Here is a 16,629-nt window from a genome sequence, read left to right on the forward strand (position 1 = left end):
CAAGCTGGAAAAACCGGGCGGAACCGGCCGTCCACGACACTAGGGTGACGGACTGGTGCGTTCCATTGCTGTTTATGATCTACATTGTAGCCGTTTCGGCTACGAACTCGGAGAAACCCATGCGGCACCTGCGCTTCCTGCGTTACATGGACGAGGTCGCCCGCACCGGCTCCATCCGTGGCGCGGCGGAACGTCTCAATGTCACGCCTTCAGCCCTCAACCGGCGGATCATGGATCTGGAGGAGGAGCTGGACGCCAAGCTGCTGGAGCGCAAACCGCGCGGTGTGCGTCTGACAGCGGCGGGCGAGGTGTTCGTGCGCTATGTGCGCGAGCAGTTGGGCGATGCCGACCGCATGCGCTCGCAGCTGGAGGATCTGCGCGGGCTGAAGCGTGGCCTCGTCAAGATCGCGTGCAGTCAGGCGCTGGCGCACGACTTCCTGCCGCAGCAGATCGCCTCCTTCCGCACCCGCTATCCGCTGGTGAGCTTCGATGTCTCGGTGGCGGACCATGAGCGCGGCGTCGTGCTGCTCGCCACCTATGAGGTGGATCTGATCCTCGTCTTCCGTCCGCCCTTCACGGCCAGCCTGCGCCCGCTCATGACCCTGCCCCAGCGTCTCGTGGCGCTGATCCCGGCCGGCCACCCCACAGCGGAGCGGGACACGGTGCGCCTTGCCGATTTCGTCGGCACGCCGGTCGCACTGCCGGAACGCACCACCGGTGGGCGGCAGATGATCGAGGAGGCACTGGCGCGGGCGGGCCTGCGCTTTTCCGTGGCGGCGCAGGCCAATTCCTTCGAATTGCTGCGGAGTCTCGTGGCCAATGCCGGGATGGTGTCGTTCCAGATCCAGATCGGCGCCTTGCCCGAGGCCATGCCTGCCGGCATCGTCGTGCGCCCGGTGGATGCACGCGATCTGGCATCCGCCGATCTGGTCCTCGGCCAGCTGCGGGGGCGCAACCTGCCCCTGGCCGGCGCGCAGTTTGCCGAGCATCTCGGGCGCACGCTGCACGCCGCCGCAGCCCCCGCAAAGCCCGCGAAATCCTGAGAGCCAAAACAAAACGGGCGACCCGAAGGCCGCCCGTTCCAGTCTGGCTGTCTTTCGCGAAAGCGCCGCTCAGGCCGCCCGCACCGTAGTGAGGAAGCGCTGCATCTCGCTGCTGAGCGCAGACGCCTGCGAGGACAGGTCGGTAGAGAGCGAGAGCACCTCGCCCGCCGCAGAACCCACGCTCTGCGCCGTCTGCGCCACACCCGTGATGTTGCCCGTCACCTCGCTGGTGCCGGCGGATGCCTGCGCCACGCTGCGCACGATCTCGCTCGTCGCGGCGCCCTGCTCCGCAACCGCCGTGGCGATGGCGTTGGAGTAGGTATTCATCTGCTGGATCGTGGTGGCGATTGAACCGATGGCCTCCACCGCCTTGTTGGTGGAAGACTGGATCGCACCGACCTGGCCCGAGATTTCGGCGGTGGCCTTGGCGGTCTGGTCCGCCAGTTCCTTCACCTCAGAAGCCACCACCGCGAAGCCCTTGCCCGCCTCGCCGGCACGCGCCGCCTCGATGGTCGCGTTCAGCGCCAGCAGGTTGGTCTGGCCGGCGATGGTCGAGATCAGCCCCAGAATGTCGCTGATCTTGTTGGCGGCCAGCGACAGCTCGCGGACGATCTCGCCGGTGTTGCGGGCTTCCTCGACAGCGGTCAGCGAGACGGCAGCTGCCTGCTCCACCTGCCGGCCGATCTCCTGCACGGAGCTGCCCAGCTCTTCGGCGGAGGACGCCACGACATTGACGTTCACCGCAGCCTCTTCGGCCGCAGCCGCCACCGCGCTGGAGCGGCTGGCGGTGTCGTCGGCACCGCCGGCGAGCACATTGGAGGCGCCCTTCAGCTGGTTGGCGGAAGCTCCCACCGCATTGACGATGGCTCCCACGCTCTGCTCGAACATATCGGCCAGCTCCATCATGGAGGCGCGGCGCTCGGCCTCGGCCTTCTCGCGGGCCGCGACGGTCTCGGCCTCAAGGGCCGCGTTGCGCAGCAGGCTCTCCTTGAACACCTGCACCGAGGCGGCCATTTCGCCGATCTCGTCCTTGCGGCCGACGCCCGGAATCTCGGTTTCCAGCTTGCCATCGGCCAGTTCACCCACGGCGGCGGTCATGGCCACCAGCGGCTTGATGGCGCGACGGGACACCAGCACCAGAACCGCCGCAACGGCGAGAACCACCACCACCACGCCGACAATGGCCCAGGTCAGGCTGGACTGTGCCGACGCCCTGGCGGCATCCAGCGCCGCATCCGCGCTGTCGAGTGCAGCGTTGCGCAGTTCGACAACCGGCCCCCACACACGGAAGGTCTTCTCGCGGAAGGCGGCACCATCCAGCGGGAAATCGCCAGTGGCGAAGTGCGGCATCAATTCCTTGCGCAGGTCCGCGAAGAACTGGACGTTCTCGCGCGAAACGCGCTCCAGCGTCGGCACGAAGCTGGAGGCGCCGTTGGTCACGGTGCGCAGCTTCCACAGGCCGGCCCAGATCTGCTCCACCCGGCCCTGCAGAACCAGGAACTGGTCCCGCGCTTCCGGCGACACCGGCTTGTGGGCGGCGACAATGCCCTGCGTGGTGCCGGCAAGGCGACCACCGAAATCGCGGAACTCCAGCACGGTAGCGGCGGCGCTGGCCCAGGCATAGGCCTGACCGTTGGCGCTGGAGAGCTTGCGGAGCTGGCTGTCCATGGCGGCCATGGCGGCGTTATTGATCGCCGCGCCACGCTCGGAAACCTGCGCCATGGCATCGCCGCGCTGGCCCACGGGGCGGTTCAGGGCGCTGTCCGTCAGGTCCCGAAGGCCCTTGTAGGCGCGCTGGAGATCGGCAGCGGCGGTGACGAGTGCATCCGCATCATCAAGGGCGCCCTTGGCCACCTCGGCCTGCGCGGCGATCTTCGCCAGCGCCTTCTCGGTGGCCGCACGATAATTGGTAAGATCGGAACTGGCAGAGGCCTGGCTGCTGGTCATGGTTTCCAGCACGCTCACGGTCAGGCCGCGCTCCGCATTCATCAGCGGCGGGATTTCGGCGGCATCGCGGATGAACTGCAACCTGACGTCCGCATCATTCACCAGCGTCAGGCGATTGTACTGCAGGTACGCCGTATTCAATGCCAGTCCGCACGCAATGGCGGCGACCACCAGGATTGAAAGCGAAAGCAAGCGCTTGATCGTCACGCGTCTAGTCTCCCGAACATGTCCCACGCAGGAACATGGGACGGGCATTCTAGACCTCATCGGCCGGCAGACTTGCGCGAAGGTTGCACCGCAACATTGCAGTCAATGCAATTTCCCGAACGTCTTTTCGCGCACCGGCGCCGATTTCACCGCGCCAACGTTCGTTGTTAGCGCGCGACTATCCGCTCTTCGCCGTCGAGCGTGAAGCCGGTGAAGGCAGCGACATGCTGCACTGCCGCATCCAGATCCGCTGCGCTGGAGGCATGGATCACAAAAAGCGGATCGCCCGGCCGCACGAGATCGCCCGACTGCGCCTTCAAGTCGATGCCCGCCCCCTTGTCCAGCGGAGCGCCGGCAAGGCGCGCGATGCCCGCAATGGCGAAACCGTCTATGTCCGTCACTCGCCCGGTTCCACCTGCGAGGATGGTGCGGGTGAGGCGCGCCGGCCGCACCGGCTCGCCCCAGCGCCCCTGCGCCTCGGCGATGCGCTCCAGCGCGGCGCGCGCGGCACCGGAAGCGAGCAGTTGTTCAGCCCGTGCGCGGGCATTGGCGGGACCGACGGCAGGATCCCACGCCAGAATGCGGCTGGCGAAGAACAGCGCCTTCTCGCGCAGGTCCGGCGGGGCCTCGGGATGGCCCTCCAGCACCCAGAGCACGTCCCGCACCTCCAGCGCCGGGCCGATGCCTCGGCCGATGGGCAGGCTGCCATCGGTGGGGATGGCCTCCACCGTCATGCCGAGCCCCGCCCCCACCTGCTCGAACAGGCGGGCCATCTCGCGCGCCTCGGCTTCGCCCTTCACGCGGGCGCGGGCGCCGAAGGGCAGGTCGATCACCACATGGGTGGACCCCGCCGCCAGCTTCTTGGAGAGGATGGAAGCCACCGACCAGCGGTTGGAATCAAGGCCGAGCGGGCGGGTGATGGCGTTCATCACGTCATCCAGCGCCGAATGGCTGAGCCGCCCGTTCCAGGCGATGCAGCCGCGCGCCTTCTCCACCGTGCGGCGCACTTCGGCCGCGTCGAGATCCACGCGCGCCAGCGTCTCCATGGCGTCCGCCGTGCCCGCAGCCGAGGTGATGGCGCGGGACGAGGTTTTGGGGATGGCCAGGCCGTGGGCGGCGATGATGGGCACCACGATCATGGTGATGCGCGAGCCGGGAATGCCACCCATGGAGTGCTTGTCCACCACCATGGGCTCGTCCCAGACGATGCGGTTGGCGAAACTCGCCCGCACCTTGGTCAGCGCCAGCACCTCGTCGTCGCTCAGGCCCCGATCGGCAGCGACGAGGAAGCCGGCCACCTCGCTGTCGGGGTAGCGCCCTTCCACGATGTCGCCGACCACTTGGCGATAAGCCGGCTCATCCAACGCCTCGCCCCGGATCTTTCGCCGCAGTGCCGCGCGGCTTTCGGGCACCGGCGTCCGGGTGAGCACCAGCTCGGCGCCTTCCGGCAGGCCGAGGGCGTCAAAGCTCTCCTGCGAGAGGCCCACCGCATCGGCCGGCAGCAGGCTGTCCGCGACGAGGGCGATCTCGGCCCGGATACTCTTCCCCTCGCCCGCCAGATCGACCCGGCCCGGCCCCAGATAGTCCGGCGCCGCCACCACGGTACAGCCACGCGCGAGGAAGGCGACGTTCCGCCGGCCCGTCTCGATGGGCATACGCACAAGGCGCAGCCGCGCGGTCTGGGCCTCCAAGGCGGCGACGAAGCGCTCGATGCCGGCGCGGGGCGTCGAGTCGTTGGCGACCGAGATGCTGCTCACGCCCGCCGGCAGCGGCGGCACCTTACGCTCAAGACGGGCGGCGATGTTCTCCGCCCCCTCGCGACCGCGCCCCGCGAGGCGCTCGGCCAGCACCGCCTCGGGAGCTGTGACTTCCACCACCACGAGATGCGGCACGCGGGTGGCGAGGTCCGCCACCATGGCGCGGGAGCCGTTGGCGATCACATGCCGCCCGGCCTTCATGTCGTCCAGCAGGCTGGCGCGCAGGCCGTAGGAGAGACCGTGCGCCTGCCAGTGGACGAGGAAGCCGCCCGCATCGCGCACGGCGGCGAACTGATCGACGCTCAGCGCCTCATGGGCTTCCCCGCCCGCATCCGCCGGCCGGGTGATGGACCGGCGGGCGAACACATAGCGCCCCGTGGGACCGAGCGCCGCCTTCGCCCCCTCGATGAGGGTGTCCTTGCCCGAGCCGCTCGGCCCGACCACGAAGAAGAAGATGCCCGATCCCATGACGCGCGCTCCGTTTCAGATCACTCGGCCTCGTCGAGGCCGATGTCCACCGCAGGGGCGGACTGGGTGATCTTGCTGGTGGAGATGTAGTTCACGCCCGTCTCCGCGATGGGGCGGATGGTGTCGAAGCGGATGCCACCGGAGGCCTCCAGCGGCACGCGGCCGGCCACCAGATCCACCGCCGTCTTCATGTCGGCCACCGACATGTTGTCGAGCATGATCACGTCCGCGCCGGCTTCCAGCGCCTCGGAGACCTGATCCAGCCGGTCGCATTCCACCTCGATCTTGGTCAGCGTCGGCAGACGCTTGCGGGCGCGGGCCACCGCCGGCTTGATGCCGCCGCAGACCGCGATGTGGTTGTCCTTGATCATCACGCCGTTATCGAGGCCGAGGCGGTGGTTGAGGCCGCCGCCGCAGGTCACGGCGTGCTTCTCCACCATGCGCAGGCCGGGCGTGGTCTTGCGGGTGTCGATGAGGCGGGCCTTGGTGCCCTCGATCACCTTCACATACTTCGCCGTCTCGGTGGCGATCCCGGACATGCGCTGCACGATGTTGAGCGCCGTGCGCTCGGCGGTGAGGATGCCCTGCGCCGGGCCCTTCACGGTGAGCAGGATGGCGCCCGTCTCCACCACGTCGCCGTCCTTCACCTTCACGTCCACTTCGAGCCGCTTGTCGTAGCGGGCGAAGACGGCAGCGGCGATCTCGATGCCGGCGATGGTCATGGGCTCGCGGGCGTTCATGTAGAAATGGCCCTGCTCGTCCGGCTCGATCATCACCTGCACGGTGAGGTCGCAATAACCGATGTCCTCGGTGAGCCAGAGGTCGATCAGGCGGTCGATGGCGAAGCGGTCGTACATTTTGGTTACTCCCGATGGGCGTCCAGATCGTGGGCGAGCGACGGCGTGGCCGCCCGGCGGGGCGTGCCCTGTCACCCGAAGGTGTGTCACATGGTCAATGGCGCGGCGGCGCGAGGGTCAGGGGCACCTCCGCATCAGGGCTGCCTCGAACGGTCGAGGGCCAGCAGCAGGCCGTTGGCGGCAAGCGCCACGGCAGCAATCATCACTGCCACTGCCAGAACGGTGGGCATGTCGCCCCGCTCCATGGCGTGCGTGACCATGTAGCCGAGGCCGTTGCGGGCGGCGAACATCTCGCCGATCAGCACGCCCAGCAGGCAGAGCGACACGCCGAGCCGCGCGCCGGTGATCACCTGCGGCAGGATGGCCGGCAGGATGACGGTGAAGGCGGTCTGCCATGAGGTCAGCCCCATCACCGCCGCGCTGCGCCGGTAGACCGGCTTCAGCTGCAGGATGGCGTTCATGGTGAACAGGGTCAGCGGGATCAGACCATGCATGATGCCGAAGGCGATGCGGGCCGAGATGCCGAGCCCGAAGATCAGCAGCACCACCGGATAGAGCGTCACCTTGGGCAGCGAGTAGAGGTTGACGAGGATCGGCTCCGCCACCTGCCCCGCCAGCCGTCCCATACCGAGCAGGATGCCGAGCGCAATGCCTCCCAGCGTCGAAAGCACCACGGCGATGCCGAAGGCGTAGCCCGTCTGGCTGGCCTGCTTCCAGAAATCCGGATCGCGCAGCAGCACACCCATCTGGACGATGGTCTCGAAAGGCGAAGGCAGCGAGGAATTCGCCACCACGAAGTGCAGCACTTCCCAGCCAAGGAAGCCGGCGAGGATGACAAGGAGGGGGCCGAGGATGTGTCGCATGGTCAGCGCCTCAGCCGCGCCTGCAGGCGGCGGTCGATGGTGTCGAGCACGGCGTTGATCACGGTCACAGCCAGCACGATCAGCAGCATCAGGCCGTACATCGTGCGGTTGTCGAAATTGTTGTAGGCGTAGGCGATGGCATGGCCGATACCCGCACCGGACAGGATGAACTCCGAGGCGATGACGCCGATGAAGGCATAGGCCACGGAGAGCTTCACGCCCGTGAACAGATAGGGCAGCGCCGCCGGCAGGCTGATCTTGAGCGCCCGCTCGATGGGCCCCATGCGCATCATGCGCGCGGTCTTGCCCAGCACCAGCGGGATGCGGTCGATGCCGTTCAGCGTGGCGGTGATCATGGCGACGATGGCCAGCAGGACCGCGATGGCGATGATGGCCCCGCTGCCCACCCCGAACAGGATGATGAACACCGGGTAGAACATGAAGGTCGGCACGGCATAATAGCTCGCCAGCAGCGGCTCCACCGCCCCTCGCACGGGCGGCAGCGTGTGCAGGATGGCGCCGATGAGGAAGCCCAGCACCACCGCCAGCGAAGCTGCGGCGGCGACGTTGGAGAAGCTCACCACGATGTCGCGTGTATGGCTGCCGCTCAGCAGCAATTGCCACAGGCTCTCGGCCATGACGGAGGGCGGCAGCACGATGGTCATGGGCACCCAGCCCACACGGCAGGCGATCTCCAGCGCGCCGACTGCGGCCACGATCACCACCAGCCGCAGCAACGTGGCCGGGCTCGCGGTAGGGACTGCGACGGCGGCGGGCGCCGGAGTTGCGGGTGCGGAGGCCATGCCTGCAATCCTCCCCTCAGCTGCCGCGCAGATGTTTCAGGGATTCCGCGCGCAGCTTGTCCCACAGATGGGCGGTCAGCTCGCCGAAGCGCGGATGGGAGACGATGCGGCTGTCACGATCACGCGGCCAGCCGGTCTCCAGCACATCGATGAAAAGACCCGGCCGGGCGGACATGACGCCCACGCGGTCGGACAGCATGGCGGCTTCATCGAGCGCGTGGGTGATGAGCAGAACGGTGGCGCCGGTCTCGCGCCACAGGCGCAGCAGTTCGTCGCCCATGAGCAATCGGGTCTGCTGGTCGAGCGCACCGAAGGGCTCGTCCAGCAGGATCAGGCGCGGCTGCATGACGAGGGTACGGGCGATGCACACGCGCTGGCGCATGCCGCCCGAGAGCTGGGCGGGATAGGCTTTCGAAAAATCCTTCAGCCCCATGAACCCGATGGCATAGTCCACGCGCCGGGCGACCTCGGCCGCATCGACGCCGGACCGCCGCAGCCCGAAGGCCACATTGTCCTCCACCGACAGCCACGGGAAGGAGGCGTCCTCCTGAAACACCACGCCGACACCGGCGGGCACGCCATTGATGGGCTTGCCCTCGAATTCGGCGGTGCCGGCGGTGGGAGATGAGAGGCCGGCGAGCACGTCCAGCAGGGTAGACTTGCCACAGCCCGACGGCCCCACCACGGAGAAGAACTCGCCCCGGTTGAGATCCAGGTCCACCGGCCCCAGCGCATGGACGCCAGTTCCCTTGCGGGCACCGAAGACCCGCGTGACACCCGTGAGCCGGGCGTGATGTTCGGCGGGCACCGGAGCCGCCACCGAGGCGAGCGCCGGGCTCATTTCACGGCCTGGAGCGCCGGAGGCAGGAAGGCGGGATCGATCAGCTTGGACCAGTCCACATCGACCGTGACTTCGCCGATAAGCTTGAGGCCCTCGACGGTGCGGTTCAGCTCGGCAATGTTGAACTCGCCCTCGGACCACATGCGTGGGCCGATCATGTTGTCGACCGCGATCTTGGCGATGGCCGGATCGAGCTTGAAATCCTTGGCGATGATGGTGGCGGCCTTGGCGGGATCCGCATAGAGCGCCTTCACGCCCTCCGCGCGGCCGGCGATGATCGCCTTCAGCTTGGCGGGATTGGCCTTGGCGAAGGCGCGGGTGGTGATGCCCACCGACGTGGCCATGGGGGCCAGCACCTTGCCGTAATTCACCACGGTGCGGTACTTGTCGGCACGAATGATGGACAGCGGCTCAATAAGCACAGCCGCCGCGACGGCGCCCTGCTCCAGCATGGTGAGACCGTTCACATAGCCGCCGGATGCCACCCGCTCCACCTTGGAGGCGTCCACGCCCTGCTCCTTCAGCGCCATCAGCAGCAGCATCTCGGAGACGCCCTTGGGCGAGGTGATGGCGACCTTCTTGCCTTCCAGATCCTTCAGCGACTTGATGGGCGAGTCCGGCATCGTCACCAGCGAGGCCTCGGCCACCGAGCGGGTGCCCGCATTCACGACCACCACGTCGAGCCCCTGCCGTGCGGCGGCGAGGGCGGCGGCGATCGCCACCTCGCCATAGGGCGTTTCGCTGGCCAGCAGGTTGCGCACGGTGGTGCCGCCGCCGCCGGAGCCGATGATGCTGGTGATGTCCACGCCCGCCTTCTTGAACAGGCCGTCGGCCATGGCGACGGCATAGGGCGCGCCATAGAGGCTGGTGCCCCACTGCGTGACGGAAATCTCGTCCGCTTTCGCCCCATTGAAGGCAGCACTGCACAGGGTTGCGCCGGCCATGGTGGCGGCAAGGACCAGCGATCGCAACGACTGATGGAACGACATGTAGATCACCCCGCACTGAAGCTTGATCGGCGCACCCGCGCCACGGCTGACCTTGACTGCATACGACACTTCGGCACGTCGTGGCGTACCCGCCATAACATTGCTTGCTCAGCAGCTGTTCAAAATAGAGTACACACTTTTTATTCCGTCAATCTCCAATCTCCGAAACGCGCTGCTGCAACGCCTTCATATTTTGTGCATTGCGTGATTATTTAGGGTGCATAGCGTCCATTTTTGCACCGCCGTGATGGAGGCGAGCGAGACGCGGTTGCGCATAACCTAGTGTATGCACTACGATTATTGTTGAGGGGATGTGGATGGCTGCGGGAAGATCCTGTCGGGCACCCATCCTTCCGACGATCCGGGCGCCCTGCCCTCTGCATCGGTGACGCCAATCGTGCCGGCAAACCCGCGTGACGACACTCTCGAGGATGACGCCTCCGCTCATGCGGACGCACGCCCCGACGCGCCATCAACCGCAGGCGCCGCATCGACGTCCTGCCCGCCCGCCTATGACTTCCGTGAGCAGGTCGGCCACCTGCTGCGCCGCACCTATCAGCGCCACGTGGCCATCTTCCAGCAGGAGGCCTCGGACCCGAATCTCACCACCGTGCAGTTCGTGACCCTGCATGCCATCCGCGACCATGGGCCGAGCGCACAGAGCGAACTGGTGCGGGCCACTGCCGTGGATCAGGGCACCATCCGGGGCATTCTCGACCGACTGAAGGGACGCGGGCTCATCACCCTGTCCGCCGACCCCAGTGACCGCCGCAAGGTCATCGCCTCCCTCACCGACGCCGGCAATCGAACGCTGGACGAAATGGTGCCCTGCGCCCTCAACATCACCGAACTGACGCTCGCGAACCTCAACGCCGCCGAGCGCGTGGCCCTGATGTTCCTGCTGCGCAAGATGCTCGGCCCAGACGCCGAAGGCTGAGCCCTCTCCCGCGTCGGCATCCCCGCAAGTCGCCCCAACTTCCTCTGCCAGACCTGCCCATTTTCGCGCCCATCCCGGTGCGAAACTGCACGCGCTTGGCGCTTGTGTGCCGGCAAAAACATATGTAGCGTATTTCAATCACTGTAATTGCAATGCGATTACTAAGGCGAGACATGACGATGCACGGTACCGGCTTGGATGTGGTGGCGGCCCTCAAAGCGAGCCTTGGTGCCGACAGCGTGCTGACGGAGCCGGCGGACCTGGCCGGTTACATCCACGACTGGCGCGAGCGCTACACCGGCCCGGCCGCCTGTGTCGTCCTGCCCCGCACCACGGCCGAGGTGGCCGAGGCGGTGCGCATCTGTGCCGCGCGCGGCGTTCCCGTGCTGCCCCAGGGCGGCAACACCAGCCTGTGCGGCGGCGCCGTACCGGGCACGCAGGGTCAGCCCCCGGTTATCGTCGCCCTCTCCCGCCTGCGCCGCATCCGCTCGGTGGATGCCGCCAACAACACCATGGTGGTGGATGGCGGCTGCGTGCTCGCCGCCGTGCAGGAGGCCGCCGCCGCCGCGAACCGGCTCTATCCCGTCAGCCTCGGGGCGGAAGGCTCGTGCCAGATCGCGGGCACCATCGCCACCAATGCCGGCGGCACGGCGGTCCTGCGCTATGGCAACACCCGCGAGAACGTGCTGGGCCTCGAGGTCGTGCTGCCTGACGGCTCGATCTGGGATGGCCTGAAGGCGCTGCGCAAGAACAACACCGGCTACGATCTCAAGCACCTGTTCATCGGCTCGGAAGGCACGCTCGGCATCATCACCGGCGCCACCCTGAAGCTGCATCCCCTGCCTTCGTCCCACGCGGTGGCGTGGATCGGCCTCGCCAATCCCTCCGTCGCGCTCGACCTGCTCGGCCGCTTCCAGTCCACCTGTGGCGCGCGCCTCTCCGGCTTCGAGCTCATCAACAAGCTGCAGCTCGATCTGGTGATCGCCCATGTTCCGGATCGCCGCAACCCGCTTGCCGGCAGCCACGACTGGCATCTGCTGGTGGAGCTGGCCGACAACGGCGCCGAAGAGGAACTGACGTCCACGCTTTCCCGCGTGCTGGAGGAGGCCATGGAGGCCGGCCTCGTGGAGGACGCGGTGATCGCCGCCAGCGAGGCCCAGCGCCACACCCTCTGGGAGATCCGCCACTCGGTCTCCGAGGCCAACAAGAAGGCCGGCGTGGGCCTCACCACCGATTGCGCCGTGCCGGTTTCGGCCGTGCCGACCTTCATCGAAAAGGCGGCTGAAGCCATGTGGGCGGAGGTGCCCGGCCTGCCCTACATCGTGGTGGCGCACATGGGCGACGGCAACGTGCACTTCATCCCCTTCTTCACCTACCCCCAGTGGGAAGAGGTGGAGGACAAGGAAGCCATGGCCCACAAGATGCGGCACGTGGTGATCGACGTCTCCAACCAGCTCGACGGCACGTTCAGCGCCGAGCACGGCGTCGGCCAGACGCTGATGGCCGAGATGACGAACTACAAGTCGCCCGTTGAGCTCAAGCTCATGCAGGCCATCAAGGCCACGATCGATCCTCAGAACCTGTTCAACCCCGGCCGCCTCATTCCCCCAAAGGGTTGATGCCGTCGAAGGTGTAATGCCGTCCGTCTCGTCTGTGTCCGTTTTCAGTCCGAACAACCAACGACAAACGCCAACCTGCAGGGGTAAATCATGACTGACCTTATCGGTACCGGCCCGTCCCGCCGCTCGCTCATCAAGGGCGCCGCCCTCGGCGCCGCCGCCGTGATGATGCCGGCCATCTGGTCCCCCTCCCGCGCGGCGGGCAAGCGGATCGTGGTGCGCGATGACGGCGGCATCTACACCAAGGCCTACGGCGCGGTGTACTACAAGCCGTTCTTCGAGAAGACCGGCATCGAGGTGGTGGGCGTGCAGGCCAATGCCGAGCCGACCGCGCAGATCAAGTCCATGGTGGACACCAAGAACTACACCTGGGACATGGCCAAGATCTCCAGGCCGGCCATCCTGCTGCTGACCGCGGGCGACACCAAGTATCTGGAGAAGCACAACCTCGAGTCCAATCCAGTTGTCGCCACCATCCCGCAGCAATACATGTCGCCCTATGGCGTGGGCACCAATGTCTACAGCACGGTGCTCGCCTATCGCACTGACGCCTTCAAGGGCAAGAAGGCCCCGGCCTCCTGGCAGGACTTCTGGAACGTCAAGGATTTCCCCGGCCGCCGCGCGGTGCGCAAGCATGCTTTCGACACCATCGAGCAGTCGCTCATGGGTGCCGGCGTGCCCACCGACAAGGTCTATCCCTGCGACCTGACCAAGGCCTTCGCCAGCCTCGACAAGATCAAGCCCGACGTCGCCGTCTGGTGGACCTCCGGCGCGCAGGTCGAGCAGATGCTCACCTCCGGCGAGGTAGACCTGGTGCCCACCTGGGTGTCGCGCGCGCAGGCCGCCCAGTCCAACGGCGCTCCGGTGGAGATCGTGTGGGATCAGGGCATCTGGGGCGCCGACCACTGGTCGATCCTCGCCGGCACGCCCAATGCCGACGCCTGCCGTGAGTTCATCGCGTTCGCGTCCGATCCCAAGCGCATGGCGCAGCTGGTGGAATACTTCCCCGCCGGCCTCACCCAGCCTGCCGCCTTCGAGTTCGTGAAGCCCGAGGTGGCGAAGAACTGCCCGACCTTCCCGGCCAACATCAAGTCCGGCCTGCCGATCGATGCCGAATACTGGCTGAAGAACCAGACCGCGGTGATCGAGCGCTTCAACAGCTGGGTCCTCGGCTGAACGAGAGAATGCTCTAGAGGCGGATTCACGCTTCAGATTGAGTCAATCTGAACGGATCCGGCTCCAGTCGCGGCGCCTCTCCCCAGGCGCCCATCGCGTACCGGCCGGCGCCTCCCCCCAGCCGGCCGGTACGCACCTCTCAAGGGGCCTCCCGCGCCTCCGGCGCGCGGCGCCCTCATGCGCGTCCATCCGCGTCTTTCCTTGTCGTCTTTGCCGGAGCAGGCCCGATGTCGTCGTCCAGTCTCACCGTTCAGGGCCTCGCCAAGCGCTATGGTGAATTCGTCGCCCTTGCCCCCACCAGCCTCGATGTGCCGGCGGGCGAGTTCCTGACCCTGCTCGGCCCCTCCGGCTCGGGCAAGACCACGCTGCTCAGCCTCATCGCGGGCCTTGCCTCGCCGGACGAGGGCGCGGTGCGCATCGGCGGGGCGGACGTCACCTACCGCCCGCCCTATGAGCGCGACCTCGGCATGGTGTTCCAGAACTATGCCCTGTTTCCGCACATGACCATCGAGGACAATATCGCCTTCCCGCTGAAGATGCGGAAGGTAGGCACGGCGGAGGCCAAGGCGCGCGCCGCCGAAGCGCTGGAGATGGTGCGCCTGCCGCACGTGGCCAAGCGTTTTCCGCGAGAGCTTTCCGGCGGCCAGCAGCAGCGCATCGCGCTTGCCCGCTGCCTCGTATACCGCCCCTCCATCATCCTCATGGACGAGCCGCTGGGCGCGCTGGACAAGAAGCTGCGCGAGCAGATGCAGCTGGAGATCAAGCGCATCCATCGCGAGCTGGCCACCACCATCATCTATGTGACACACGATCAGGAAGAGGCGATGACCATGTCGGATCGCATCTGCCTGATGAATGCCGGACAGATCGAGCAACTGGGCGCGCCCGGCGATCTCTATTTCCGCCCCCGCACCGTGTTCGTGGCCGACTTCCTCGGCGAGTCCAACCTGCTCCCCGCCCGCGTCACCGCCGCCACCGGCGACACGCTGGACATCACGCTCGCGGGCGATGCCGGCACCGCGCAGGCCATTGCCAGCGGCGCCGTGCTCGCCGCCGGCGCGCAGGTGACGGTCATGGTCCGCCCGCAGAACGTGGTCGTCCGCTCCGCCGTGGAAGGTTCTGGCAAGCTCAAGGGCAAGCTGGCGGACGTGATGGTGACGGGCAGCCTCACCAAGCTCTATCTGGATGCGCTCGCGCCCGGCCTGCCGCAGCTGGTTGCCGCCTATCCCACCCGCAGCCTCTCCGATGAGCACAGGATCGGCGACCTGCTGGAGCTGGACTGGCAGGCCGCCGACGCGGTGGCCATCGCCGACGCCAAGGGGCACTGAGCGATGACCGCCGCCCATCTTCCCACCTCCCCGGAAGGACGCGCCGCCGCCCGCCGCAAGACCATGGGCCGCGTGCTCATGGCCGCGCCGCTGGTAGTGCTGCTGCTCGCCTTCCTCGTCTATCCCGTCGGCCAGTTGCTGTCGCTGAGCGTGTGGGGCCGCGACGGCTTCACGCTGGCGCCCTACCAGCAGCTGTTCGCTTCGCCGCTCTATTTCAACGTGATGCTGATCACGCTGAAGATCTCCTTCTTCACCACTTTGCTGTCGGTGATCCTGGGCTATCCCATCGCCTACCTGATCTCGGTGGCGGAGCCGCAGCGCAAGGCGCGGCTGCTGTTCTGGGTGCTGCTGTCCTTCTGGACCAGCTTCCTCGTGCGCGCCTTCGCCTGGATCGTCATTCTGGGCCGGCGCGGCGTGGTCAATCAGACGCTCACCTCCATGGGTGTCATCGATCGCCCGCTGGACCTGCTCTACAATTTCAACAGCACCATGATCGGCATGGTGCATGCGCTGATCCCGCTCGCCATCCTCACCATGCTCTCGGTGATGGAGAACATCGACCGCAGCCTGCCCCGCGCCGCATCGACGCTGGGTGCCCGGCCCGGCACCGCGTTCTGGAAGATCTATTTCCCGCTGTCCCTTCCGGGCGTGGCCGCCGCCGCCATCATGGTATTCGTCACCGCCATCGGCTTCTTCATCGTGCCCGCTTTGCTGGGCGGCCGGCGGGAGACCATGATCACGCAGCTGATCATCGATCAGGTGCAGCAGACGCTCAACTGGGGCTTTGCGGGCGCCATCTCGGTGCTGCTGCTCGTGGTCGTGCTGCTGGTGTTCGTGCTCTACGACAAGGTGCTCGGCCTCTCCACCATGACCGGGTCCGGCGCGCCGCGTGCCGCCTCCGCCAAGCCGCAGGGTTTTGGCCATAGGGTAGGCGACGTCATCCTGACCGTGCTCGGCGACGTCAGCGACCGCATCATCGCCCTCTTCCCCCGCCGCAAGCGGGAGACCGGCAAGCCGCCGCTGGCACTGAGCAGCTTCGTCTGGGGCCTGCTCATCCTCATGAGCCTGCCGGCGGTTCTCATGATCCCGCTGTCATTCGGCTCGGGCGGGCTCAACTGGCCGCCGCAGGGCTTCACGCTGCAATGGTACCAGCAGATGGCCGCCTCGCCGGTCTGGATGCAGGCACTCACCCGCTCGCTCATCGTCGGCATCGGCACGGGCGTGCTGGCCATGCTGATCGGCACGCCGGTGGCCTTCCTGCTGGTGCGCAGCGAGATGCGCGGCAAGGGCCTGATGCTGGCCTTCGTGCTCTCGCCCATCATCGTGCCGCGCATGATCATCGCGGTCGGCCTGTTCTACATGTTCGCCCGCATCGGCCTCGTCGGCACGGCGTTCGGCCTCGTGCTCGGCCACACTGTTGTGGCGGTGCCCTATGTGGTGATGACCATGATGGCGGTGCTGCGCAATTACGACACGCGGCTCGATCTCGCCGCCCAGAGCCTCGGCGCGCGGCCCTTGGCCACCCTGCGCCACGTCACCCTGCCCATTCTCGGGGCGGGCATGATGTCGTCCTTCCTGTTCGCCTTCGCCACCTCGTTCGACGAGCTGACCATCGCGCTGTTCGCCTCGGGCGGCCTCAACGCCACCCTGCCCAAGCAGTTCTGGGACGAGGTGACGCTTCAGGTGTCTCCGGTCATCGCCGCCGTCTCCACCTGCCTGTTCGTCTTCATCGCAGTGCTGATCTTCGTGGCCGACCGGTTGCGTCGGCGCAGCGCAGCGTCCTGATCCACCCCA

General features: G+C 67.1%; 13 protein-coding genes. 6 read left to right on the forward strand and 7 right to left on the reverse strand.

Annotation, left to right across the window (positions count from 1 at the left end; genetic code table 11):
* Positions 1-119: 119 nt before the first annotated feature.
* Entirely contained in the window at positions 120-1,043 is a 924-nt protein-coding gene (locus IEW24_RS11650; RefSeq protein WP_188578610.1) for a LysR family transcriptional regulator, read from the forward strand.
* 69 nt (positions 1,044-1,112) lie between these two features.
* Here IEW24_RS11650 and IEW24_RS11655 read toward each other — a convergent pair whose 3' ends face one another.
* From IEW24_RS11655 to IEW24_RS11685, 7 genes are all read right to left on the reverse strand, one after another.
* On the reverse strand, positions 1,113-3,197 hold the full coding sequence (locus IEW24_RS11655) for a methyl-accepting chemotaxis protein (RefSeq protein WP_188578612.1): 2,085 nt from the start codon (positions 3,195-3,197) through the stop codon (positions 1,113-1,115).
* Positions 3,198-3,364: 167 nt separating this feature from the next.
* On the reverse strand, positions 3,365-5,422 hold the full coding sequence (gene phnN / locus IEW24_RS11660) for a phosphonate metabolism protein/1,5-bisphosphokinase (PRPP-forming) PhnN (protein WP_188578614.1): 2,058 nt from the start codon (positions 5,420-5,422) through the stop codon (positions 3,365-3,367).
* A gap of 20 nt (positions 5,423-5,442) precedes the next feature.
* Entirely contained in the window at positions 5,443-6,279 is an 837-nt protein-coding gene (gene nadC, locus IEW24_RS11665; protein WP_188578616.1) for a carboxylating nicotinate-nucleotide diphosphorylase, read from the reverse strand.
* Between the two features lie 134 nt (positions 6,280-6,413).
* Positions 6,414-7,142: an ABC transporter permease gene (locus IEW24_RS11670; RefSeq protein WP_188578618.1), complete on the reverse strand. Its 729-nt coding sequence runs from the start codon at positions 7,140-7,142 to the stop codon at positions 6,414-6,416.
* 2 nt (positions 7,143-7,144) lie between these two features.
* Positions 7,145-7,945 carry an ABC transporter permease gene (locus IEW24_RS11675; RefSeq protein WP_188578620.1) on the reverse strand — a complete coding sequence of 267 codons (801 nt, stop codon included), beginning with the start codon at positions 7,943-7,945 and terminating at the stop codon, positions 7,145-7,147.
* A gap of 16 nt (positions 7,946-7,961) precedes the next feature.
* Positions 7,962-8,786, reverse strand: coding sequence for an ABC transporter ATP-binding protein (locus IEW24_RS11680; RefSeq protein WP_188578622.1), 825 nt, complete (start codon positions 8,784-8,786; stop codon positions 7,962-7,964).
* Complete coding sequence (locus tag IEW24_RS11685) at positions 8,783-9,844, reverse strand: ABC transporter substrate-binding protein (protein ID WP_210324182.1); 1,062 nt, start codon at positions 9,842-9,844, stop codon at positions 8,783-8,785. The genes IEW24_RS11680 and IEW24_RS11685 overlap by 4 nt, the downstream gene beginning before the upstream one ends.
* A gap of 469 nt (positions 9,845-10,313) precedes the next feature.
* Here IEW24_RS11685 and IEW24_RS11690 point away from each other — a divergent pair, with 469 nt between their 5' ends.
* From IEW24_RS11690 to IEW24_RS11710, 5 genes are all read left to right on the forward strand, one after another.
* Positions 10,314-10,712, forward strand: a complete 399-nt coding sequence (locus IEW24_RS11690) for a MarR family winged helix-turn-helix transcriptional regulator (protein ID WP_244644339.1) — start codon at positions 10,314-10,316, stop codon at positions 10,710-10,712.
* A gap of 173 nt (positions 10,713-10,885) precedes the next feature.
* Entirely contained in the window at positions 10,886-12,331 is a 1,446-nt protein-coding gene (locus tag IEW24_RS11695) for an FAD-binding oxidoreductase (RefSeq protein ID WP_188578624.1), read from the forward strand.
* Between the two features lie 90 nt (positions 12,332-12,421).
* Positions 12,422-13,507: an ABC transporter substrate-binding protein gene (locus IEW24_RS11700; RefSeq protein WP_188578626.1), complete on the forward strand. Its 1,086-nt coding sequence runs from the start codon at positions 12,422-12,424 to the stop codon at positions 13,505-13,507.
* 227 nt (positions 13,508-13,734) lie between these two features.
* Positions 13,735-14,835: an ABC transporter ATP-binding protein gene (locus IEW24_RS11705; protein WP_188578628.1), complete on the forward strand. Its 1,101-nt coding sequence runs from the start codon at positions 13,735-13,737 to the stop codon at positions 14,833-14,835.
* Positions 14,836-14,838: 3 nt separating this feature from the next.
* Positions 14,839-16,620 (forward strand): ABC transporter permease subunit, encoded by a 1,782-nt coding sequence (locus IEW24_RS11710; RefSeq protein ID WP_244644315.1) that lies wholly within the window; start codon positions 14,839-14,841, stop codon positions 16,618-16,620.
* Positions 16,621-16,629 lie beyond the last annotated feature (9 nt).

Source organism: Azorhizobium oxalatiphilum (assembly GCF_014635325.1).
In the GTDB taxonomy this organism is placed as follows: Bacteria; Pseudomonadota; Alphaproteobacteria; order Rhizobiales; family Xanthobacteraceae; genus Azorhizobium; species Azorhizobium oxalatiphilum.

What these genes read in the sequence shown, in the direction of transcription:
- IEW24_RS11695 (WP_188578624.1), top strand. Translation starts at nt 10,886, where the DNA reads ATGACGATGCACGGTACCGGCTTGGATGTGGTGGCGGCCCTCAAAGCG.
- IEW24_RS11680 (WP_188578622.1), bottom strand. Translation starts at nt 8,786, where the DNA reads ATGAGCCCGGCGCTCGCCTCGGTGGCGGCTCCGGTGCCCGCCGAACAT.
- IEW24_RS11710 (WP_244644315.1), top strand. Translation starts at nt 14,839, where the DNA reads ATGACCGCCGCCCATCTTCCCACCTCCCCGGAAGGACGCGCCGCCGCC.
- phnN (WP_188578614.1), bottom strand. Translation starts at nt 5,422, where the DNA reads ATGGGATCGGGCATCTTCTTCTTCGTGGTCGGGCCGAGCGGCTCGGGC.
- nadC (WP_188578616.1), bottom strand. Translation starts at nt 6,279, where the DNA reads ATGTACGACCGCTTCGCCATCGACCGCCTGATCGACCTCTGGCTCACC.
- IEW24_RS11705 (WP_188578628.1), top strand. Translation starts at nt 13,735, where the DNA reads ATGTCGTCGTCCAGTCTCACCGTTCAGGGCCTCGCCAAGCGCTATGGT.
- IEW24_RS11670 (WP_188578618.1), bottom strand. Translation starts at nt 7,142, where the DNA reads ATGCGACACATCCTCGGCCCCCTCCTTGTCATCCTCGCCGGCTTCCTT.
- IEW24_RS11650 (WP_188578610.1), top strand. Translation starts at nt 120, where the DNA reads ATGCGGCACCTGCGCTTCCTGCGTTACATGGACGAGGTCGCCCGCACC.
- IEW24_RS11700 (WP_188578626.1), top strand. Translation starts at nt 12,422, where the DNA reads ATGACTGACCTTATCGGTACCGGCCCGTCCCGCCGCTCGCTCATCAAG.
- IEW24_RS11675 (WP_188578620.1), bottom strand. Translation starts at nt 7,945, where the DNA reads ATGGCCTCCGCACCCGCAACTCCGGCGCCCGCCGCCGTCGCAGTCCCT.